Genomic DNA, 21,164 nt, shown 5'->3' with positions numbered 1-21,164 from the left:
TCATGGTCGTGGCGTGTCGCGAAAGCCACTTTCGCGACGTCTGATGTCCTGAAAGTGGCTTTCGCGACACCGTCGATGAGGGCTCGGGCAGGCCAGCACGACCCCACGCTTGGCTGCGCCGGCCTCGGCGCCGGGAAGGGTTGCGAAAGCCACTTTCGCAACCTTCAACGTTGCGAAAGCCACTTTCGCAACGTGCTCACAGCGGCGCCACTCGCGAGGCCGTGCCTAGAGTTCAGCGGGCCCGGCGGGGAAGGCGGGTCGGCAACGGCGCACCACGTCGCGGCTGGGCGGGAGCCTCGGCGCGCGGTGCGGAAGGCTGCGGCAAGGGCGGCGGGGCTTGCGATTCGCGGGGCCAGGCCGGGGTGATCATCGCCTGCGCCCCGACCCGGCGAACCGGCAGCCCGTGCGCCTCGCGCGCGGGCAGGCCGGGCCAGATCTCGCCTGCCTCCTTGGCGGCGTCGCGGATCGCGGTGCCGTCGAGGGAGGTGCGGGTCTCCTCGATGTCGCGGTCGAGCCACTGGACGATGAGCTCCAGCGGCCCGTCGGGCGGCAGCGGCCACAGGAAGATCTCGTGGTCGACGTGGAACGCCGAACCGCCCAGCCCCTGCGCGCGCAGCACCGGCTGATCCGGTTTGGTGGCCGACGGCACGGAGATCGTCTCCGAACTGGCGCGCCTGCCGTCGGGGAAGAGCACTCCGACCAGCAGCGCGTTGTAGTCCGGGACCCGGCGATGGTCGATCAGGCCCTCGCCGGGTTCGTCCAGCAGCAGATCACGCGAGTACACCGACAGCTGGAAGGACACCGACTCCGGCCACACCTCGATACCGCGCAGCGCCACGATGGTCCGCGCGGCGCGGCCCAGCGGCATCGACCAGGGCAGGATCGCCGGGACGATGTACTCGTGCGGCGGCTCGACCCAGGGGCGGCCGTTGTAGCCGAACAGTTCCTGTTCCGGCACCGGGAACAGGGGGCGGTTGCGCGGAGCGTCCGTGAAGAAGCTCATCGTGGACCGGGCGCGGCAGAACGCGGGGTGAACCTGTCCGACCTGCCGCTCACGCCGTCAACGACCACCATGCGGTTCACGGTAACCGATGACCACGCCGGTACTGAACGGTTTCACCGCACCTTTCGCGTCACCCGAAGCCCCTGAGCTTCACTTTCGTACCCTTCGGCACCTTGGTGCCTGGCTGCGGATCCTGCTCCAGGACGAAGTCGAAACCACCGTTTCCGCCGCCGTTCCCGTTGCCGTTTCCGCGTCCCTGACGGTCGGGCTCCAGCCCTGCCTGTCGCAGGATCTGGAACGCCTCCTCCATCCGCTTGAACGTCACGTTCGGTACTTCGACGGCGTTCGAAACGAACACCCCGATGCGGCGGTTGCTCGCCTTGCCGCCGCCCTTCGGGTCGGTGCGGATCACCTGACCGGCGGCGAACTGGTCGGAGAACTCCTCACCCGCCTGGAACGGCTGGAAGCCCGCCTGCTGCAGGATCTGGAACGCGGCGTCCTTGGTCTGCCCGGTGACGTCCGGGACCGGCGGCAGCGGCTCGGGGCCCTTCGACAGGATGATCGTGACCTGCCCGCCGATGTTCAGCTGCGAACCGGGGCTCGGGTCGACGCGGATCACCTTGTTCTTGGCGACGTCGCTGTATTCCTGCTCGCCCTGGACCGGGGTCAGCTGCGCGGCCTTGATCGCCGTCTCCGTGTCCTGCGGGCTCGTCCCGGCCTGGATGTCCGGCACGATCGGGCGGCCCTTCGACAGCACGACGTTGACCGTGGCGCCCGGCGCGAGCGACGTGCCCGCCGCGGGGTCGGACCGGATCACCGTGTGCTGGGCGGCGGTGTCGCTGTACTCCTCGGTGTAGGCCGGGGTCAGCTTCGCCGAGCGGAGCGCGTCTCCGGCGGCGGCCTGGTTCATCCCCGCCAGTTTCGGCACCGACGACGAGTTCGGCCCGGTGTCGTTGAGGATGAAGGCGAACGCGCCGATCAGGCCGCCGAGAACCAGCACCGCGGCGGCGATCATGACGTAGAGGCGCTTGCGCGACCCCGGCTGTTCGTCGTCGGCGGCCGGCCGGGGCCGCGGGGGAGGCGTGCGGGGCGGCTGGGCGGCGGGGATCGGCGGCTCGCGGTGCAGTGCCTGCGTTCCGCGCGGGCCGGTGACCGGCATGGTCGCTTCGGCGACCGGGGTCAACACCGTCGTCGCCAAGGCCGGGTTCGCCGCCGGGACGGCGGGGATGCCGGGAGTGGTGCGCTCGGCGTCGATCTCCCGGTCGGCGTCGGCGGGCAGCGGCACGGGCACGGGAACGGCCGGGACACCCAGGACGGTACGCAGATGATGCAGCTCGGCGAGGAAAGCCGCCGCGTCGGCCGGACGCTGCTCGGGGTCGCGGCGCGTGGCGCGCAGGATCAGCTCGTCGAGTTGCGGCGGGATGCCCGGCCGTAGCTCGCTCGGGCGCGGGACGTCGTCGTTGACGTGCCGGTACGCCACCGAGAGCGCGGTGTCGCCGGTGTACGGCGGGCGTCCGGTGAGCATTTCGTACAGCAGGATCCCGGCCGAGTAGACGTCGCCGCGCGAGGTGGTCGCGCCGGTCGCGACCTGTTCGGGGGAGACGTAGGCGACGGTGCCGAGGATGACGCTCGAACTTGTGGTACCCGCGCTGGCGATCGCGCGGACCAGGCCGAAGTCGGCCACCTTGACCACGCCGCCCGAAAGCGCCGTGCCGCCGCGGCCGATGAGCACGTTCTCCGGTTTGACGTCGCGGTGCACCAGGCCGGCGGCATGCGCCGCGGCCAGCGCGGAGAGCACCGGTTCGGTGATGCTCAGCGCGAGCGCGACGTCCAGCGGACCGCGTTCGGCGAGCAGTTCACGTAGGGTTCCGCCGTCGACGAGTTCCATGACCAGGAACGCGCGGCCGGATTCCTCGCCGCCGGGGGTGTCGAAACCCTGGTCGTGCACCGCCACCACGTGCGGATGATGCAGCCGGGCCGCCGACCTGGCCTCCCGCTCGAAACGCTCGACGAACGACCTGTCGTCGGCGAACCGCGGGTCCATGATCTTGATGGCGACCTGGCGGTCCAGGCGGGTGTCGACGCCGCGGTACACCGACGACATCCCACCGCGTGCGAGCAGCTTGTCCACCCGGTAGCGGCCCTCGAGCAGAGTGCCCACCAGAGTGGGATCCGTGCGTGTCACGGCTATGGATCGTACGGAAGTACCCATGTTCTGGTGTACGGGACCTGGCACCCCGGGGATCACGATTCCCGTCATTTCGTCGAATCGGTGGTATACGTGACCGGCCGGGCACTCTCCGTCATGGCCCGGGTCGTCACCCATGCGTACTAAAGGAGCGGGAGACGGAATGTGGCACAGTGTCACGTGTGAGTGGTATTCCCGTCGCCGACGACGTTCTCGATGCAGATGTTGCCGTTCTCTCGGTCCCGGAGGTCGCGACCGCGCTGAACGTCTCGGCCAACAAGGTCCGCCAGATGCTGCGCGACGGCCACCTGATCGCCGTCCGGCGGAAGGGCGAGTTGTACGTCCCGGCCGGGTTCCTGGTCAAGGACGGCGTGGTCAAGGGCTTGGCGGGCACCATCACCGTGCTCGCGGACGCCGGTTTCAGCCGGACGGAGATGTTGCGCTGGCTCTTCGCCGCGGACGAGACCCTGCCGGGGACCACCCCGGTCAACGCGCTCCGCACGAGCCACGGCACCGAGGTCAAGCGGCGCGCGCAGGCGATGGCGTTCTAGGGCCGACCAGCACATACGTCGCGGCCGCGAGGAGCTGGCAGCCCGCCGCGGCGCCCAGCGCGGCGGTCACGGAGAGTGCGCTCAGCGGTCCCGCGAGCGCGGCGCCCGCCGCGAGTCCGGTGATCTTCACGCTCGCCGCCGTCGTGAACACCTGAGCCCGCACTCGCGCGGGCGCTTCGCGATGCCGGATGGCGAACAGCGCCGAAAGCTGGGGTCCTTCGGCGAATCCGGCGAGCACGGTGGCGGCCAGCAGGGTCACCACGTCGTGTCCTGACGCCGCGAGCAGGAAGCTCGCGCCCAGCAGGACCGTGCTGGCGAGCACGGTGCGGTCCGGCGGCGGTGGCCTGCGGGCCAGCACGGCGTTCGCGACCAGTGACGCGGCGGCAAGCACGGTGAGCAGCAGTGCGCCGAAACCCGGGCTCCCCAGCCGTTGAGCGCCGAGCAGCGGATAGCAGACGATGGCGACCCCGATACCGACGAAGGACACCGTGGACGTCGCGGTGGCTCGCAGCAGGGCGCGATTGCGGAAGAGGACCGCGAACCCGTCGGCGAGTTGACGGTGGATCGGTGTCGAGGGCTTCGCTTCGGCGGCCGGAAGTGACCACGCGGTGGGAAAGGCCACCGCGACCAGTGTGATCGCGACGGCAACCGCGGCCGGGGCGCCGGCGTACGCGGCCACGAGGCCGGCGAGTCCCGGCCCGGCGAGGCTCGCGGCGGTGAACGTCATCGCGTCGAGCGTGCTCGCCCTCGCCAGCGGTGTCGTGCCGCGGACATTCGGCAGCTGCGCCGTCCAGCCGCCCGCCAAGGCGGGGTTGAGCAGCCCGGCCGCGACCGCCACGGCGATCGCCGCGGGGAGTTCGACCAGCGCGAGCACCGCGCCGAGCCCGCCCGCGTAGGCGAGCAGTGCCCACGCCAGCAGCCGCCCCGGCCGGGGGCTGCGGTCGAGCAGGGCCCCGAGCAGCGGCCCGCCGGCCGCCGCGGAGATCGTCAGGCCCGCGAGCAGCGCGGAACCGGTGGCGGCCGAACCGTCGACGCCCATGCCGAGCAGAAGCAACGCCGGTCCGGACAGTTCGTCCCCGGTCCTGGCGACCGTCGCACCGGTCAAATAGGCGGCGAGTCTGTAACGGCCTCTCATGAATGAGACGTTACAGTGGGCTATGACTTCAGCGCAGCGGGATTTCCTGCCCGGCCGTTCGGCTCGGGCGGCAGCGCAGCGGGCGGTGGATCTGCTGGAGGTCCTGCTCGCACCGGAACCTTCGATCGTGTCGGTTCGCGCGGTGCTGGAAGCGCACGGCGAAACCTCGGTCGAGCTGGCGCCGTCGGACGTGGCCTCGTTGCGGGAGGCGGCCTTCGAGCTGCGGGAGGTGTTCGCGGCGCGGGATGCCGAGGAGGCGGCCGGAGTGCTCAACCGGCTGCTGGCTCGTCACGCGCATCCGCCGCGGCTGACCGATCACTCCGACGGGTTCGGCTGGCATCTCCACGTGGACGCCGACGACGACGGGCCGTGGGGCGCGTGGCTGGTGACGTCCTCCGCGCTGGCGCTGGCCGTGCTGCTCGCGGACCGTCAGGCGCCGCCGGGCGGATTGTGTGCGGCTTCGGGCTGCGGGAAGCCGTTCGCGCACTTGGGCGGGGGGAGCCCGCGGCGGTACTGCTCGACGCGGTGCGCCACCCGGGAGCGGGTCGCGGCTCACCGGCGACAACGCTCGTGAGTGGTAAGGACGGTTCTAACCGTCCTTACCACTCACGAGACCCAGAGCGGGTCAGGACTGCTGCTTGTCCCGCCAGGCGATCCAGGACCGCAGCTTGTCGAGGTTGTAGTCCGGCCCGCCGGTCGCCACGGTGAACAGCGAGACACCCAGCTCCAGCAGCTTCGGGCCCAGCTCCTCGGGCTCGCCCTCGACGGCGACCGAACGCTCGATCTCCTTCGGGTCGCGGCCGACGTCGGCGCAGTGCTGGTCGAGGATCTTGACCTTGCGCTCCACGACCTCCGGGTCGCCGAAGCCGTGCCAGATGTCGGCGTGCTTCGCCACCAGGCGCAGGGTCTTCTTCTCGCCGCCGCCGCCGATCAGCACCGGGATGTCCCGGACCGGCTGCGGGTTCAGCTTGCCCAGCCTGCTCTCGATCCGCGGGAGTGCCTCCGCGAGGTTGTCGAGCCGCCCGCCCGCGGTGCCGAACTCGTAGCCGTACTCGTCGTAGTCCTTCTCGAACCAGCCGGAGCCGATGCCGAGGATCAGCCGCCCGTCGGAGATGTTGTCGACGGTGCGGGCCATGTCGGCCAGCAGTTCGGGGTTGCGGTAGCTGTTGCACGTCACCAGCGCGCCGATCTCGACCCGCGACGTGGACTCCGCCCAGGCGCCCAGCATGGTCCAGCACTCGTAGTGCAGGCCCTCCGGCTCACCGTAGAGCGGATAGAAATGGTCCCAGTTGAAGACGATGTCCACACCGAGGTCTTCGGCCTCCGAAGCCGCCCGGCGGATCGCCTTGTACTCGGCGTGCTGGGGCTGCAGCTGGACGCCGATCCGGATCTTCCTGTTCGAAGCAGTGGTCATATCCGCACCTTAAGCCTGGAGTTGCTCCACGCGCTCGCCAGCATCTTGGGCAGCGCGACTCCCAGCCGGCGACGGCGCGGGACGACCGCACGGGTGTTCAGCACGTCGTAACCCAGGGCCGTGATTTCATCGAGAATGCCTTCATAGAGCACGAGCGCGGTTCGCACGCAGTCCCGGGATTCCGGGCGCAGCAACGGAATGCCCGCTTCGGCGCGGCGGTACACCGCCCGGTTGCGCGCCACCGCGACGGCGAGCACGCGGCGGACCCGCCGGTCGGGCAGGCCGCGGGAGCGGGACCATTTGAGCAGTTCGCGGTCGACGCCGAACGCGGCCAGCTCCTCCGTCGGCAGGTACAACCTCCCCCGGTCGAGGTCTTCGCCGACATCGCGCAGGAAGTTGGTCAGCTGGAACGCCTCACCCAGCGCGGCGGCGCCCGGCACGGCTTCGGCGAGCGGGACGACGGTGCCGAAGACGGGCAGCATCTGCAGGCCGATCACCTCGGCCGAACCGTGGATGTACTCCCGGAGATCGGCGTAGGTCGCGTATTCGGTGATCTTGAGGTCCATCGTCATGGACCTCAAGAACGCGTCGAACAGTTCGCGGTCCAGGTCGTGGCGCCGCACGGTGTCGGCGAGCGCGGTGAGCACCGGATCGGCGGGCGTGCCGCCGTCGAAGACCCGCGCGACCATGACGGCGACCTCGTCCAGCGCGGCCGCGGGATCGGTGCCGGGCGCGGGGTTGTCGACCACTTCGTCCGCCATCCGCGCGAAGCCGTACAGCGCGTGCGCGAACGGACGTGTCCGCGCCGGCAGCAGCCGGGTCGCGAGGAAGAAGGTGCGGCCGTAGTGCGCGTTGATGCGGCGGCATTCGGTGTACGCGGCCCGCAACGACGGCTCGGCGATCCCGGCGGCGTCGAGCTCGTTCATCGGCCCGTGACCCTACCCGCCGCGAGCCTGCCCGAGATCACCACCGGCGGGATGCCGACGCCCGGCGTGGTCCCGCAACCCGCCAGTACGACGTTTTCCGCCGCCCGCAGGAGATTCCCCGGCCGGAACGGGCCGGTCTGGGCGAAGGTGTGCGCGAGCGAGAACGGTGTGCCCGCGGTGAGACCGCGCTCCGCCCAGCCCTCCGGGGTGATCGTCTCGTCGACGGAGAAGTCGTCCGCGAATCCGGTGAGGCCGCGCTTTTCCAGTGTGCGCACCAGTTCCGCGCGATAGGCCGGTCCGACCCGGCGCCAGTCGATCTTGCCGCGGCGCAGGTTCGGTGCCGGGGCCAGTACCGAGATCACCTGGCCGCCGCCGGGGGAGAGCCCCGGCTCGGTCGCGGTCGGCCGGGTCACCAGCAGCGAAGGGTCGCTCATCAGCTTGCCCTCGCGGATGATCTCCGAGAACGTCCTCTCCCAGGCGTGGCCGAAGAAGATGGTGTGGTGGCCCAGATCCGGCCAGAAATTCGGCGCGTGCCCGTGCAGGACGACGGCCGACGGCGAGTACCGCAGCGGCAGCGGCCGCCGGGGACGGGCACCGAGCAGCCGGTACGCGGTGCCGAGTTCGGTCGCGAGAACCACTGTGTCACAAGGGATCCGCTCACCCGTCCGCGTCCGCACCGCGCGCACCCGCGAGGAAACCCTTTCCAGCCAAGCGGCTTCGGTGCCGAACCGCAGTTCCGCGCCGGCGCGTTCGGCCGCGGCCGCCATGGCTCGCGCGATCTCGCCCATCCCGCCCGACGGGTAGTAGACCCCGCCGACGGTGTCCATGTAGGAGATGACGCCGTACGCGCCGATCGCGCGCGCCGGATCGAGGCCCGCGTAGAGCGCCTGGAAGGAGAACAGGCGGCGAACCCGGTCGTCACGGAGGAACCGGCCGATCTTCGGGCCGAGACGGCCGAAACCGCCCAGTGCGGCCAATTGCGCCAATTCCGGGCGGACGAGATCGAGCGGGGAATCGAAATTCGCGTCGATGAAGTGGTCTTTCTGGACCGCGTACAGCTCGGTCAGCCAGCGGCGGAGCCTGCGGTAGCCGTCGGCTTCGGCCGGTCCCGCGACCGCGCGGATCTCGGCCTCCATCGCCGCCGCCTCGGTGTGCACGGCGATCGTGCTGCCGTCGGCGAACCTCGCGCGGTAGGCCGGATCGAGCCGGGTCAGCGTGAGATTGCCCGCCAGGGATTCGCCGACCGCGGAAAAGGCCTCGTCGAGCAGTTCCGGCATGGTCAGCACGCTGGCGCCGGTGTCGACGGTGTTGCCGCCGAAATCCGCCTGCCCGGCCCGGCCACCCGGGCTCTTGTCCTGCTCCAGCAGCGTCACCCGGCGGCCGGCGCCGAGCAGATGCAGCGTCGCCGACAACCCGGCGAGCCCGCCACCGATCACCACCACGTGGTCACTCGGACCGGTGACGGTGCGCATCAGTACGTCCGCTGGGTCGCCTTGACGACCAGCCCGGTCAGCGCGGCGGGAGCGGGCTCGGCCAGGTGAGCGCGGTCCAGCGCCGCCATCGCGGAGTCGGTGAGCTCGTCGATGCGGCGTTCCACCGCGTCGACGGCGCCGACGTCCTGCAACGCCTCGCGCACGGTCTCGACGGCGTCTTCGGACAGGTGGGCGTCGCCGATGGCGTCGGAGATGACCTTCGCCGCCGCGTCCTTGCCCTGCGCGGCCGCGCGCTGGAGACCGAGCGCGACCAGCAGCGTCCGCTTGCCCTCACGCAGGTCGTCGCCCGCGGGCTTGCCGGTGACCGACGGGTCGCCGAACACCCCGAGCAGGTCGTCCCGCAGCTGGAACGCCACGCCGACCTCGTCGCCGAACTCGCGCAACGTCGCGATCAGGGCGTCGTCGGCGCCGCCGAGCGCGGCACCGAGGTGCAGCGGGCGCTGGACGGTGTACGCGGCCGTCTTGAGCTTGCAGATGTGCAGCGCCGCCTCGGGGGAAGCGTCACCGGTGGCCTGGGTGCGGACGTCGAGGTACTGGCCGGCGAGCACCTCGGTGCGCATCGCGCGCCACGCCGGCCGCGCCGCCGCGAGAGCCGCGGGCGGGAGCGGGGCCTCGCCGAACATGTCGTCGGCCCAGGCCAGCGCGAGGTCGCCGACCAGGACGGCGGTCGCGAGCCCGAACGTGCTCGGCGAACCCAGCCAGCCGCTGTCGGCGTGCAGTTTGGCGCCCGCGATGTGCACCGTCGGGGAGCCGCGCCGTGAATCGGAGGAGTCGATGAGGTCGTCGTGGATCAGCGCGCACGCCTGGATCAGCTCCAGGCTCGCCACCGCCTGCAGTACGCCTTCGACGTCCGGTCCCGCCGGATCGCCACCCGCGCCGCGCCAGCCCCACCAGGCGAACGTCGGGCGCAGGCGTTTGCCGCCGCCGAGGACGAACCCGGCCAGCGCGTCGATCCCGACCCCGACGACCGGTTCGGTACGGCGGATCTCGGCACCGGCGCGCTCGAGGAATCCGGCCAGCGCCCGCTCGACGTGGGCGGGCAGATCGGCGTCGTAGGCGGACGTGTCCATGAGCACATCCTCCGGGAAGCGCGTCCCCATGACCCAGTCGGGTGCCGTGGAATGTGGCGAACGAGACGTCAACCGCGGGTCTTGTCGTAGTGCCGTTTCGCCCGCGCCCGGTTGCCGCAGTCCGACGAGCTGCACCAGCGCCGCGACCGGTTGCGCGTGTGGTCGGTGAAGACCCAGCCGCAGCCAGGCCCTTCGCACTCCCGGATCCGTTCCAGGTTCCCGAATCGGAGAAGTTCCTCGGCCTCCAGCGCGAGGAAGTGCGGGAGCGCGTCGCCGTTCTCCAGCGGCACCTCCCATCGCAGTGGCAAGGACGGCGGGAGTGAGGCGTGCCGGTACGCCTCGATCAGGGGCTTTCGCAGGGCCGCGACGTCCGGCGGATCCGACGCGAGCACGCCATACAGCGTCTCGCGGAAGGCCTTCACCGTCTCCAGGACGGCTTCGGAGATCTCCAGCCGTTCGGTGCCCGCGCCGACCAGGACCACCCACTCGGAGAGTCGTTCCGGAGTCGAAAGCCGGTCTTCCCGCCGGGCCGGATCACGTCGCCAGGAAACGGTGTTGACCAGGTCCAACGGCACGCTCCCGCCGATGCTGTCGTATCCGTCCCAGTGGCCGTCCATGACTGCTCCTAATGGTCAAACTCAGTTTAGCTTGTTAGGGTCGAGGTATGACAACGCTCCGGCACAGCTACCTGGCCGGCGCCCGTGTCGGGCTCGGGCTGGGTGTCGCGACCTTCATTCTCGGTGTCACCTTCGGCGCGTACAGCCAGACGCTGGGCTGGGGGATCGCCGCCCCGATCGTCGCTTCGATCCTCGTGTTCTCCGGGTCGGCCCAGTTCGCGATGGCCACCGCGCTCGCGGGCGGCGGCAACCTCGCCGTCGCGGTGGGCGCCGCGGCCCTGATCAACGCCCGGTTCCTGCCGATGGGTGCCGCGGTCGCCGCGGACCTGCGCGGCGGGCGGCTGCGGCGCGCGTGGGAAGGCCAGGCCGTCGTCGACGGTTCCTGGGTGGCCGCCCACCTCGGCGAAGGGCGTTTCGACCGCGAGAAGCTCATCGGCTGCACGCTCGTCCAGCTGCCCGCATGGGTACTGGGGACGGTGCTGGGCGTTCTGGCCGCGCCACCACCGGACGTCGTCTCGCGGTTCGGGCTCGACGTCGTGTTCCCGGGCTTCTTCCTGGTCCTGCTCATCGACGAACTGCGCCGTTCGCGCCAGGCGGTCCTGACCGCGGCCCTCGCCGCCTTCCTGGCGGGGATCCTGGTGCTGTTCGTCCCGGTCGGGCTCGCGCTGATCGGCGCCTCCGCCGCCGCGCTGCTCGGGCTGGGGGCCCGGCGATGACGCTCTGGCTCGCCATCGTCCTCGTCGCGCTGGTCAGCATCGGGTTCAAGGCGGCGGGCCCGGTCCTGCTCGGCGACCGGACGCTGCCGCCTCGGCTCGCGGGCGTGATCGCGCTGCTCGCGCCCGCGTTGCTGGCCGGTCTCGTGCTCACGGACGTGGCAGGCCCGGCCTGGTCCGGGCTCGACTGGACCCTTTGCGCCGGCCTTGCCGCGATCGCCGTGACCTACGCGCTGCGCGTGCCGGTGCTCGTCGCGATCCTCTGCGGGGTCGTCGTCGCCGCCGTCCTGCGGTTCCTGGTCTAGCTCCAGAACGGGCCGCTCACCCCGGCCTGCTTGAAGTACGCGGCCGCGGCGGCCGGATCCCGGCGGACGTACCCGTGCTCGAGCCTGCCCTCGTACCAGCCGGCCGCGAGCCGCCACAGCGTCGCCAGATCCATGACGTAACCCTTGTCCTGTCCCGTTTCCGCCAGCCATCCGTCCACACAGGACTCGCCGCAGAACAGGCGCTGGTTGCCGCAGGTGTACACGACGTCGTCCCACATCCGCGCCACCGGCACCAGGAAGTGTGCGACCAGCTCACCCGTCGGCGGGGTGCGGTCGTTCACCAGCAGGGCGTGCGGCTCGCCGCAGCCACGGCAGCGCGTGGACACCAGCACCTCGGGTTCGGCCTTGACCAGATGCGGGATCGCGAACGCGTCCCACGCGCAGCCACCCCACCACAGCGTGTGCGCGCCCATCACGGAGAACCCCAGCGGGATCGCCGCGAACGGATGCGCCAGCACGACGTGCTCGCAGTCGTCGAGCACGAGATGCCGCCGCTCCGCGAGCCGGTGCAGCGCCTGTTTCGCCACCGCGAGCGATCCGTGGGCGGCGTCGGCCAGTTCCGGGGCCGTCGGCGGCCTCCCGTGCTCGGCGAACGCGCGGTAGACCGCGACGCGGACGTCCTCGTCCCAGCTGGTGTCGGTTTCGGCGCTCATGGCGGCTCCCTGTGCTCGTCACCGAGTCTCCCCAGCCCGGCTCCGCTCGGCAACCGCTCGTACGTGGCTGAAGTCGCACGCCCAAAGCCTGAGAGGGGGCTCCCAGCCAGCGGACATTCCCCCTTAAAATGACGGAATGACTTCGGTGGTCGAGCGGTTGCAGGGTGATGGACCCGTGTTCTCCATCGAGTTCTTCCCGCCCCGCGACGCGGCCGACGAGGCCGTGCTGTGGAAGTCGATCCGGGAACTCGAGCCGCTGGACCCGGCGTACATGTCGATCACCTACGGCGCCGGCGGCTCCAGCCGGGACGGCACGATCCGCAGCATCGCCCGCGTCGCCACCGAGACCACGCTGGTGCCGATGGCGCACCTCACCGCCGTGAACCACTCGGTCGCGGAACTGCGCAACGTCATCGGCTGGTACGCCGCCGTCGGCGTGCGGAACATCCTCGCGCTGCGAGGCGACCCGCCGGGCGACGTCTACGGCGACTGGGTCCCGCATCCGGAGGGGCTCAACTACGCCGAGGAACTCGTCGAGCTGGTGCGTTCGCTCGGCGACTTCTGCGTCGGCGTCTCGGCCTTCCCGTACGGCCACCCGCGCTCGGCCGACCTCGAAGCCGACACCGAGTACCTCGTGCGCAAGCTCCGCGCCGGCGCGGATTTCGCGATCGCGCAGCTGTTCTTCGAGCCGGAGGACTTCCTCCGCCTGCGCGACCGGGTGGCGGCCACCGGCTGCGAGGCGCTGGTCATCCCCGGCATCATGCCGCTGACCACGCCGCGGACCCTGCACACGTCCATCAAGCTGTCCGGCGCGCCCGCGCCGCGGCGGCTGCTGGACCGGCTCGAACCGCTGGCCGGCGACCCCAAGGCCTTCCGCGCCGCAGGGATCGACGCGGTGACCGAATTGGGGGAGCGGCTCATCGCCGAAGGCGTCCCCGACCTGCACTTCTACACGTTCAACCGGTCCAAGGCCACGCGTGAGGTGGTCAGCAGGCTCGGGCTGGTCCCGGCCCGCGCGTAACTCCGTACCGAAGTCGCCCGCCGTCCCGGTAGCGTGCCGGTCATGGCTTCAACCGCGCGAAATGTGCACCAGATCTGTGACCGGTACGTCGACGACTACGCCGCGGCCGACCCGGTCGCCGCGACGACGTACGGCATCTCCGGATACGACGACCAGCTGACCGACTACTCGCCCGCCGGGCACGCGGCGCGGGCCGCCATCGCCGCCCGCGCGCTGGCCGACATCGAAGCGGCCGAACCCGCCGACGACGGCGAGCGCGCGGCCAAGGCGGTGTTCACCGAGCGGCTCGGGTTGCAGCTGGAGATCCACGAGGCGGGTCTCGACCTCGCGGTGCTGAACGTGATCGAAAGCCCCGTGCAGGAAGTGCGCATGGTCTTCGACTACATGGCCACCGACACCGCGGAGGACTGGGCGACGATCGCCGCCCGGATGGCGAGGGTGCCCGAAGCGCTCGCCGGTCTCCGTGCCTCGCTGCTCGCGGCCGCGGACGCGGGCCGGGTGTCGGCGTTGCGGCAGGTCGGCAAGGTCGCCGAACAGGCCGAAACCTGGGCGGGGTTGAAGGACGACGACGGTTTCTTCGAGACGCTGGTCGCGGGGGCGAAGGACGTCGACGACAAGCTGCGCGCGGAGCTCGGTCAGGCCGCTCACGCCGCGCAGGAGGCGTACGCGGAGTTCGCCGGTTTCCTCCGCGCCGAACTCGCCCCGCTGGCGCCGGTCAAGGACGCCGTCGGCGCCGAGGTCTACCGGCTGTGGTCCCGTTTGTTCACCGGAGCCACCTTCGACCTGGACGAGGCTTACGCCTGGGGCTGGGCCGAGTTCACCCGCATCGAGACCGAGATGCGCGAGGTCGCCGGCCGGATCAAACCCGGCGCGACCCTCGCCGAGGCGGCCGCCGCCCTCGACGCCGACCCCAAGTACGTCGTGCGCGGCCGGGCGGAATTCCAGGCCTGGATGCAGAACCTGTCCGACAACGCGCTGAAGTCGTTGCGCGGCAAGCACTTCGACATCTCCGACCGGGTGATGGCGCTGGAGTGCAAGATCGCCCCGCCCGGCGGCACCGTCGGCGCGTACTACACCGGCCCGAGCGAGGACTTCTCCCGCCCCGGCCGCATGTGGTGGTCGCTGCCGCAGGGCCGGGACGAGTTCACCACCTGGCGCGAGGTCAGCACCGTCTACCACGAGGGCGCGCCGGGCCACCACCTGCAGATCGCGACCGCGGTCGACCAGTCGGAGTCGCTCAACAAGTACCAGCGGCTGCTGGCGTTCACCTCCGGGCACGCCGAGGGCTGGGCGCTGTACTCCGAGCGGCTGATGGAGGACCTCGGGTTCCTCGCCGACGACGGTGAACTGTTCGGCATGCTGTCCGAGCAGCTGTTCCGCGCCGCGCGGGTGATCGTCGACATCGGCATGCACCTGGAACTGGAGATCCCGGCGGGCACCGGCTTCCACGAGGGCGAGCGGTGGACACCCGAACTGGGCCTGGAGTTCATGCTCACCCGGACCGTCACCGACTCCGCCCACGTGCACGACGAGATCGACCGCTACCTGGGCTGGCCCGGGCAGGCGCCGTCGTACAAGCTCGGCGAACGGCTCTGGCTCACCGCCCGCGAGGAGGCCCGCGAGCGGCAGGGCGACGCGTTCGACATCAAACAGTTCCACACGCGGGCGCTGGCGCTCGGCGGGATGGGGCTGGACACGCTGCGGGAGATGCTGGCCGCGCTGGACTGAGCCGAAGGACGCTTTCCCCGCAGGTGACGCGGGGAAAGCGTCCTTCAGCCTTATTCACTTGCCCGCCTTGATACGTTCCCCTCATGCACCGGATCCGTCTCGGCAACCCGCCCCCCGCCTCCTGAGCGGGGTGTCTCCGGCCGCGCGGCGTTCCAGCCGCCCGGCCGATCCGTGCTGCACTGAAGCACCCCGCGTCGTCGACGTCCGTTCCGACCGACACAGACGCAGGAGCGTTTCCCCATGTCCGTTGCCGTACCCACGCGCGCCCGATCGTCGGCCGCGCTCGTCCTCGCCGGAGTCCTCTGGGGGACCGGCGGCCTCGCCGGATCCCTGCTCGCGTCCCGCGCGGGACTCCATCCCCTGAGCGTCGCCGCGTACCGGCTGCTCATCGGCGGCGTGATCGCCGCCGGCTATCTCTGGCTCACCGGAGGCCTTCGCGGTCTTCCCCGGACGCCGCTGGTCCGCCGTCGCCTCCTGGCGGTCGGCGGGTTGTTCGCCCTCTTCCAAACGAGCTACTTCGCCGCGGTCTCGCTGAGTTCCGTGAGCGTCGCGACGATGACCACCATCGGCAGCGCGCCCGTCCTGCTCGCCGTCGCGACGGCCGTCAAGACCCGCCGCCTGCCCGGAGCGTGGACCGCGGTGTCCGTGGCCGGCTCCCTCATCGGGCTCGCGCTGCTGCAGTGGACGCCCGGGCAGGAGGTCGACATCGCGGGGGTGCTGTTCGCCCTGCTCGCCGCGGCCGGGTTCGCCGCGCTGACACTGGTGACCGCGACCCGTGTCGAAGGCCTCGATCCCTTGCCCACCACGGCTTTCGGCTGTCTGATCGGCGGCGCCGCGCTCGCCCCCGCCGCGCTGTGGTTCGGGATGGGGGTGCCGTTTCAGGCCGACGTGCTCGCGCTCGTCGTCTACTTCGGAGTCGTGCCGACGGCGCTGGCGTACGCCGCGTACTTCCGCGGTCTCGAAAGCGCGCATCCCGTACTGGCCGCGTTGTCCGCCCTGCTCGAACCGTTGACCGCCGCGCTGCTGTCCATGGTGCTGCTCGGGGAACGGCTCGGCGTCGTGGGCTGGTGCGGCGCGGTGGTGCTCATCGCCGCGCTCACGGTCGCCTACTCGAAACCCTAGAGCGGCAGCGTCCGGCCGAGGATCGCGAACGGCCGCGGATCCCCGGCGAAGTGGTAATCCCGCAGCACGTCGACGAAGCCGACCCGCCGGTACAGGTTCCAGGCCCGGCTGGTGCCTTCCGGCGTGGAAAGGAGGACGTGGGCGCTGGGCACGCCGTCGAGCAGCCGTCGCAGGAGGTCCTCGCCGATCCGCTTCCCCTGGCTTTCGGGGCTGACGTGGATCTCGGTGAGTTCGAAGTAGTCGGACATCCAGTGCTCGGCGGCGGCCTGGCCCTCACGCCGGGTCAGGCCGTGGCGGACCTGCTCGTGCCACCACTGGCCGCCGCGGCCCTTGTAGCCGTAGGCGAGCCCGAGCAGGACACCGTCCGCGTCGAGCGCGGCCATGCAGCGCCAGCCTTCGCGCAGCGCGTGCGTGAGCCACATCGGCGCGCGTTGCTCCGCCGTGCCTTCGGGGTAGCGCATGGCGTTGACGTAGATGGTCAGCGCCTCGGGGAGCCGGGCGCGGAACTCGTCCGCGGACAGCTGGACGTAACGGGTGCATTCCGAGGACATCGCGGTCACGGGCGCCCATCCTGCCCGTCGCCCGCGACGTCCGCGGGAGTACCCCCGGTCAGCGCGACGAGGCCGTCGAACGTCGTGGGGTACACCGACTTCGGATGCCCGGCGGCGGCCCAGACGACCTCGTGCGCGCGCAGCGCGGTGTCGACGAGGGTGGTCAACGCCATCGGGTGACCGACCGGGGCGACGCCGCCGATCGGCTGCCCCGTGTGCGCGCGGACGAAATCCGCGTCCGCCTTGCCGATCTCGTCGGCTCCGGTCAGCGACGCGAGCAGCGCGGTGTCGGCGCGGTGCGCGCCCGAGGTCAGTGCGAGCAGGGCCGTCTCCGTGTCGCCGGTGCGGCTGCGGAAGACGAGGCTGTTCGCGATCGCGCCGGCCTCGACACCGAGCGCTTCGGCGGCCTGCTCGGCCGTGCGGACTTCGGCGGGGAGGATCCGGATCCCGTCGGCGGCGGCGTGCTGGCCCGCCTCGGCGAGCGCGGCCGCGACCTTGGCCACCGCGGGATGACCGGACCGGTCGATGGTGCTCATGCGTCTATGAGATCACGTGGCCGATGCCGTGTCCCGCACCACATGCGGCGATCACCCCGGTACGGGGTTGAGGAATGGGGCACTTCGGGGTTACATTGGAGTTGTTCGAACAGACGTTCGACATTCGGTGAGCGCGCACCGGTAGGTGCCCGGCGCCGGGGCGGGGGAAGCGCCTCGGCGCCGGGCACCGGCAGGCGCTCACGTACAGGAGGAGGGTCGTCATGTCCGTTTCGGTCGTGTCCCCCGACGAAGCCGAGAGGCCGGGGGGCGCCGCACAGCCCGCCCTGCCGATGTCGTTGCGCCCGCCGGCACCACCCGCGGCGGTCTCCTTGTACGCGCAGGCGAGGCGGGGTCTCGCCGAAGCAGAGCGGGAGAGTACTCCCGCGGAGCGGTTCATCGGGGCGTATCTCGCCGCGCTGCGGGGTGCGGCGGCGGTACTGGAGGCCCGCGGCCGTCCGCACCGGGGCCGTGCCCGGCCGGCGAGCGGCTGGGTGCTGCTCGACTCCGTCGCGCCCGAGCTGAAGGAATGGGCGGCGTTCTTCGCGGCCAATTCGGCGACGCGAGCCGCCGCGCAGGCGGGTATCACCGGCAAGGTCACCGTCGAGCTGGCGGACGAACTGACCCGGGCCGCCACGGTGTTCCTGGAACTGGTGCGACGGGTGGTGCACGGGCTGCCGATGGGTGACTCGGCGCATGTGGCCTGAGCCGGTGGCTCTCAGACGCGCTCCCGGATCTCCTTCGTGACTCGAAAAGACCAGCCCGCGCCCTGCGACGCCGATCGCGGACGCGGGGTTCACCCATGCACAGAACCGCCACGGAGAGGGGGTGCGCGATGGCCGGGCAGGCCATGATCGACCAGGGCAGGTTCCTGGAGGCGATCGGTGCCGAAACCGAGCTGATGGCCCAGGTGGCGCATACCGCGTCCGCCGACGCGCCGGTCCCGACCTGCCCCGGCTGGACGCTCGGCGAGGTCCTCAGGCACGTCGGCAGCGTGTACCGGGTCACCCGCCGCTGGATCACCGACGGACGGCGTCCCGAGCACTGGCAGCGCAAACCGGGGCCGGGACAGAGCCTGGAGGACTACTTCCGCGAGGGCCGGGACGAACTCGTCGCCGAACTGTCCGCGCACGACCCGGACGAACTGGCGCCGACCTGGTGGCCGGCGGACCGCAGCTACGGGTTCTGGCGGCGGCGGACGGCGCACGAGACGACGATCCACCGGATCGACGCGGAGAGCGCGGCCGGCCGGGAAGTGTCGAAGATCCCGGAAGACGTGGCACTCGACGGGATCGACGAGGCGCTGGTGCTGTGGTTCGGCCAGCGGCTGCCGTTGCTGGGTCTGTCCGGTACCAAGACCGGCTCGGTCGGCGTGCGCACCGCGGGCCACACCTGGATCGCCAGGGCGGGGCCGACGGAGACCGTCGCCTGGCGGTGCTCGGCCGAGGAGGCCCAGCGCGCGGACGACCTGATCACCGGGAAGCCGGACAAGATCTACCGGTGGCTCTGGGGCCGGGCGGGTCCGACGGCGGTGACGGTCAGCGGAGACCAGGACATGGCGGGACAACTCTGGGCCCTTCTGCGGCTCGCGACCCGATGATCGGTCGGTGGGGAAGCCAAACCGGTCAGAAGTGTCAGGAGCTGGAGACGGCTTGAGCGCCCGCGGGTTCACCGAAGACGCACAGAACTGTCGGTGGTGCCGTCTAGGTTCACCGGTGTGGCTGCACAGCTGGTGAACCTGGTCTTCGACTCGGCCCTTCCCAGAGATCTGGCGGGTTTCTGGGAAGGGCTGTTCAGCTGGGACGCCCCGTTCCAACCGGCGTTCCGCTCCGAGGCGGGCCCCAAACGGGGCAAGAACCGGCTGCACCTGGATCTGGCGAGCCGTTCGCCCGAGCACCAGGCCGGGCTGGTGGACCGTGCGCTGTCCCTCGGCGCACGGCACATCGACATCGGCCAGGGCCCGCCGGAGGAGAAGCGGGTGCCGTGGGTGGTGCTCGCGGACCCCGAGGGCAACGAGTTCTGTGTTCTCGAGCCCCGCGAGCAGTATGAGGGCACCGGCGCGATCGCCTCGGTGGTCACCGACGCCCTCGACCCGGAGCGGCTGGCGCGGTTCTGGGCGGCCGCCCTCGGCTGGGAGATCGGCGTCCGGGAGGAGGCGATCGTCGGCCTGCGGCCACCGGACGGCCGCGGTCCCTGGGTCGAGTTCCTCGCCACGCGAGAAGAAAAGCAGCACAGGAACCGGCTGCGGTTCGAGATCGCGCCACGGCGAGGCAAGAGCCGGGCGGCCGAGGTCCGGCGCCTGCGGGAGCTGGGCGCGTCAGGGGAGAGTGGCGAAGCGATGGTGGATCCGGAGGGCAACGAATTCAGCGTGCTTTCTCCCCGCTGAGTGTTTCGCCGGCGTTGCGCGGTGGCGTCGAACGCTGACGTGAGCGAAACATCCGCGCCGTGGGCAGGCAACAACCGGCCGGGACCGTGGACTCATGGAGACCTATCGAGCCCGGCCCACCCTGGTCCACCCCGGCGAAGAGACCACGGCCGCGTCGGCCTGGCGTGTCCGGATCCGCGTGGACGACCGGCCCGGCACCCTGGCCAGGATCGCGATCCGGCTCGCCGACCTCGAATGCAACATTCTCGGGTTGTCGGTGCTCCCGGTCCCCGGCGGCGTGCTCGACGAGATCGTCTTGCGGCCGGCCACCGGTCTGCCGCGCCAACTGCTCGTCGACGCGATCCGCGACGAAGGATGCGAATGCTCCGCCGTCATCGACGCGGATCTGGCCGAACTGGTCGACCCGGCCACCGCGACGCTCACCGCGGCCACGAGGGCCGTCGAGGAGCCCCGCGGCCTCGCGGAAGTGCTCCGCGGCGTCCTCGCGGCCGACGTCGTCACCAAGGTCCCGTCGATCGAGGCGAACCCGGCCCGTACGGAAGGCGGGCACCGCGCTGTGTTCCCGGCGGGGGACGGCACCGCGTTCGTCGCGCGCCGCCGGTGGTCGCCGTTCGTCGAACTGGAACTGAGCCGCGCCGTCGCACTGATCGGCCTGAGCGCCGCGGTCCGCGACAACGTGACCGGTCCGATCGTGCTCGACCGGACCGACGGCGCCGCGATCGTCCTGCGCAAGGGCGTCCCCGGTGACGCGGAAGCGGTGTCCGCGCTGCACCAGAGATGCTCGATGACGACGCTCTTCCACCGCTATCACACCGGAATGCGTGCCGTGCCGCGTCGCTGGCTGCACCGGCTCCTGATGCCGCCACGCGGCATCAGCCTGCTCGCGGTCTGCGGCCGGGACGTGATCGGTCTCGGCCAGCTGATCCCGTCCGCCGGCGGCGGCGCGGCCGAAGTCTCGCTCCTGGTCGAGGATTCCTGGCAGCGCCAGGGCATCGGCACGGCTTTGCTCGCCAGGCTCGCCACCCTCGCCATGGCCAAGGGGGAGCGCGAACTCGCCGCCGTCTGCCTGCCCGGCGACGACTCCCTCTACCGCACCGCCGCCCGCGTGGGGCTCCGGCCCGAACGCGCCTCCGGCGACCCCGGCACCCTGCGCTTCGCGCTCTCCGACCCCCGCAATTAGTCACCTGCTTGCGAGAGGGGACGGCCGCAAGCAGGTGACTAATTGCGGTTCCAGAACCAGTCTTTGCCGCGGGCCTCGCCCAGCGCGCGCTTCTTGCGTTCGGGGGGGAGCCGTTCCAGGTAGAGCTTGCCGTCGAGGTGATCGGTCTCGTGCTGCAGGCACTGGGCGAGCACGTCGACGCCTTCGACCGCGACCGGTTCGTTGCGCAGGTCGACACCGCGCACCACGGCGTGCTTCGCGCGGACGACCGGGAACCACAGCTCCGGCACCGAGAGGCAGCCCTCACCGATCTCGTGCGTCTCTTCGGACAGCTCGACGATCTCGGGGTTGATCACGTATCCGCTCAACCCGCCGACGTCATAGCTGAACACCCGCAGCCCGACCCCGATCTGCGGCGCCGCGAGACCCGCACGCCCGGCCGGTTTCACCCCGTCCATCAGATCGGTCACCAGCGACTCGATCTTCTTGTCGAATGTCGTGACCGGGTCGCATACGGTCTTGAGCACGGGATCCCCGAAATAGCGCAGGTCGCGCATCACCATGATCGAACGTCC

General features: G+C 71.2%; 23 protein-coding genes. 11 read left to right on the top strand and 12 right to left on the bottom strand.

The genetic code is table 11. The features are described 5' to 3' along the window. Positions 1-232 precede the first annotated feature (232 nt). Positions 233-1,003 carry a hypothetical protein gene (locus tag BLW75_RS12315; RefSeq protein ID WP_034312049.1) on the bottom strand — a complete coding sequence of 257 codons (771 nt, stop codon included), beginning with the start codon at positions 1,001-1,003 and terminating at the stop codon, positions 233-235. Between the two features lie 130 nt (positions 1,004-1,133). Next, positions 1,134-3,188 (bottom strand): Stk1 family PASTA domain-containing Ser/Thr kinase, encoded by a 2,055-nt coding sequence (pknB, locus tag BLW75_RS12310; RefSeq protein ID WP_034312047.1) that lies wholly within the window; start codon positions 3,186-3,188, stop codon positions 1,134-1,136. Between the two features lie 185 nt (positions 3,189-3,373). On the opposite strand from pknB, the gene BLW75_RS12305 reads away from it, so the two are divergent. After that, positions 3,374-3,742 carry an Rv2175c family DNA-binding protein gene (locus tag BLW75_RS12305; RefSeq protein WP_034312045.1) on the top strand — a complete coding sequence of 123 codons (369 nt, stop codon included), beginning with the start codon at positions 3,374-3,376 and terminating at the stop codon, positions 3,740-3,742. Here the strand turns inward: BLW75_RS12305 and BLW75_RS12300 are convergent. After that, entirely contained in the window at positions 3,711-4,877 is a 1,167-nt protein-coding gene (locus BLW75_RS12300) for an MFS transporter (RefSeq protein WP_034312042.1), read from the bottom strand. The two genes, BLW75_RS12305 and BLW75_RS12300, sit on opposite strands and share 32 nt — an antisense overlap. 22 nt (positions 4,878-4,899) lie before the next feature. On the opposite strand from BLW75_RS12300, the gene BLW75_RS12295 reads away from it, so the two are divergent. Further along, positions 4,900-5,451: a CGNR zinc finger domain-containing protein gene (locus BLW75_RS12295; RefSeq protein ID WP_091597383.1), complete on the top strand. Its 552-nt coding sequence runs from the start codon at positions 4,900-4,902 to the stop codon at positions 5,449-5,451. A gap of 51 nt (positions 5,452-5,502) precedes the next feature. Here BLW75_RS12295 and BLW75_RS12290 read toward each other — a convergent pair whose 3' ends face one another. The 5 genes from BLW75_RS12290 to BLW75_RS12270 form a co-directional block, all read right to left on the bottom strand. Further along, a complete protein-coding gene (locus BLW75_RS12290) occupies positions 5,503-6,291 on the bottom strand; it encodes an LLM class F420-dependent oxidoreductase (RefSeq protein ID WP_034312040.1) in 789 nt (262 codons plus the stop codon). Beyond that, positions 6,288-7,217, bottom strand: a complete 930-nt coding sequence (locus tag BLW75_RS12285) for a phytoene/squalene synthase family protein (protein WP_034312038.1) — start codon at positions 7,215-7,217, stop codon at positions 6,288-6,290. The genes BLW75_RS12290 and BLW75_RS12285 overlap by 4 nt, the downstream gene beginning before the upstream one ends. Then, positions 7,214-8,689 (bottom strand): phytoene desaturase family protein, encoded by a 1,476-nt coding sequence (gene crtI / locus BLW75_RS12280; RefSeq protein WP_034312035.1) that lies wholly within the window; start codon positions 8,687-8,689, stop codon positions 7,214-7,216. The genes BLW75_RS12285 and crtI overlap by 4 nt, the downstream gene beginning before the upstream one ends. Beyond that, positions 8,689-9,780 carry a polyprenyl synthetase family protein gene (locus tag BLW75_RS12275; protein WP_034312032.1) on the bottom strand — a complete coding sequence of 364 codons (1,092 nt, stop codon included), beginning with the start codon at positions 9,778-9,780 and terminating at the stop codon, positions 8,689-8,691. Before BLW75_RS12275 ends, crtI begins: the two co-directional genes overlap by 1 nt. 68 nt (positions 9,781-9,848) lie before the next feature. Continuing rightward, positions 9,849-10,397, bottom strand: a complete 549-nt coding sequence (locus BLW75_RS12270; protein WP_034312029.1) for a CGNR zinc finger domain-containing protein — start codon at positions 10,395-10,397, stop codon at positions 9,849-9,851. A 47-nt stretch (positions 10,398-10,444) separates the two neighbouring features. Here BLW75_RS12270 and BLW75_RS12265 point away from each other — a divergent pair, with 47 nt between their 5' ends. Together BLW75_RS12265 and BLW75_RS12260 are read left to right on the top strand one after the other, a co-directional pair. Continuing rightward, a complete protein-coding gene (locus BLW75_RS12265; RefSeq protein WP_034312027.1) occupies positions 10,445-11,113 on the top strand; it encodes an AzlC family ABC transporter permease in 669 nt (222 codons plus the stop codon). Next, positions 11,110-11,415, top strand: coding sequence for an AzlD domain-containing protein (locus BLW75_RS12260; RefSeq protein WP_034312025.1), 306 nt, complete (start codon positions 11,110-11,112; stop codon positions 11,413-11,415). Before BLW75_RS12265 ends, BLW75_RS12260 begins: the two co-directional genes overlap by 4 nt. Here the strand turns inward: BLW75_RS12260 and merB are convergent. After that, positions 11,412-12,089 (bottom strand): organomercurial lyase, encoded by a 678-nt coding sequence (merB, locus tag BLW75_RS12255; protein WP_034312023.1) that lies wholly within the window; start codon positions 12,087-12,089, stop codon positions 11,412-11,414. The two genes, BLW75_RS12260 and merB, sit on opposite strands and share 4 nt — an antisense overlap. Before the next feature lie 136 nt (positions 12,090-12,225). On the opposite strand from merB, the gene BLW75_RS12250 reads away from it, so the two are divergent. The 3 genes from BLW75_RS12250 (at position 12,226) to BLW75_RS12240 (ending at position 15,960) form a co-directional block, all read left to right on the top strand. Continuing rightward, positions 12,226-13,110, top strand: a complete 885-nt coding sequence (locus BLW75_RS12250; protein WP_034312020.1) for a methylenetetrahydrofolate reductase — start codon at positions 12,226-12,228, stop codon at positions 13,108-13,110. Between the two features lie 42 nt (positions 13,111-13,152). Then, the gene (locus tag BLW75_RS12245; RefSeq protein ID WP_034312018.1) at positions 13,153-14,838 is read left to right on the top strand and encodes a DUF885 domain-containing protein; all 1,686 of its coding nucleotides are present in this window, start codon (positions 13,153-13,155) and stop codon (positions 14,836-14,838) included. 240 nt (positions 14,839-15,078) lie between these two features. Further along, a complete protein-coding gene (locus tag BLW75_RS12240; RefSeq protein WP_034312016.1) occupies positions 15,079-15,960 on the top strand; it encodes a DMT family transporter in 882 nt (293 codons plus the stop codon). Here BLW75_RS12240 and BLW75_RS12235 read toward each other — a convergent pair. Both BLW75_RS12235 and BLW75_RS12230 read right to left on the bottom strand, forming a co-directional pair. Continuing rightward, complete coding sequence (locus BLW75_RS12235) at positions 15,957-16,520, bottom strand: GNAT family N-acetyltransferase (RefSeq protein ID WP_016332697.1); 564 nt, start codon at positions 16,518-16,520, stop codon at positions 15,957-15,959. The genes BLW75_RS12240 and BLW75_RS12235 overlap by 4 nt on opposite strands. After that, positions 16,517-17,047: a YbaK/EbsC family protein gene (locus BLW75_RS12230; protein WP_034312011.1), complete on the bottom strand. Its 531-nt coding sequence runs from the start codon at positions 17,045-17,047 to the stop codon at positions 16,517-16,519. Before BLW75_RS12230 ends, BLW75_RS12235 begins: the two co-directional genes overlap by 4 nt. A gap of 221 nt (positions 17,048-17,268) precedes the next feature. Between BLW75_RS12230 and BLW75_RS12225 the strand changes: the two genes are divergently transcribed. The 4 genes from BLW75_RS12225 (at position 17,269) to BLW75_RS12210 (ending at position 20,610) form a co-directional block, all read left to right on the top strand. Further along, positions 17,269-17,751, top strand: coding sequence for an SAV_6107 family HEPN domain-containing protein (locus tag BLW75_RS12225; RefSeq protein ID WP_034312009.1), 483 nt, complete (start codon positions 17,269-17,271; stop codon positions 17,749-17,751). 128 nt (positions 17,752-17,879) lie between these two features. Next, complete coding sequence (locus BLW75_RS12220; protein WP_034312006.1) at positions 17,880-18,644, top strand: maleylpyruvate isomerase family mycothiol-dependent enzyme; 765 nt, start codon at positions 17,880-17,882, stop codon at positions 18,642-18,644. 117 nt (positions 18,645-18,761) lie between these two features. Continuing rightward, a complete protein-coding gene (locus tag BLW75_RS12215) occupies positions 18,762-19,430 on the top strand; it encodes a VOC family protein (RefSeq protein ID WP_034312004.1) in 669 nt (222 codons plus the stop codon). A gap of 94 nt (positions 19,431-19,524) precedes the next feature. Then, complete coding sequence (locus BLW75_RS12210; protein ID WP_034312002.1) at positions 19,525-20,610, top strand: GNAT family N-acetyltransferase; 1,086 nt, start codon at positions 19,525-19,527, stop codon at positions 20,608-20,610. A gap of 38 nt (positions 20,611-20,648) precedes the next feature. Here BLW75_RS12210 and def read toward each other — a convergent pair whose 3' ends face one another. Then, on the bottom strand, positions 20,649-21,152 hold the full coding sequence (def, locus tag BLW75_RS12205) for a peptide deformylase (protein WP_034312000.1): 504 nt from the start codon (positions 21,150-21,152) through the stop codon (positions 20,649-20,651). Positions 21,153-21,164: the final 12 nt, after the last annotated feature.

The organism is Amycolatopsis lurida (assembly GCF_900105055.1).
Taxonomy (GTDB): Bacteria; Actinomycetota; Actinomycetes; order Mycobacteriales; family Pseudonocardiaceae; genus Amycolatopsis; species Amycolatopsis lurida.
This window is presented reverse-complemented; position numbering and strand designations above follow the sequence as displayed.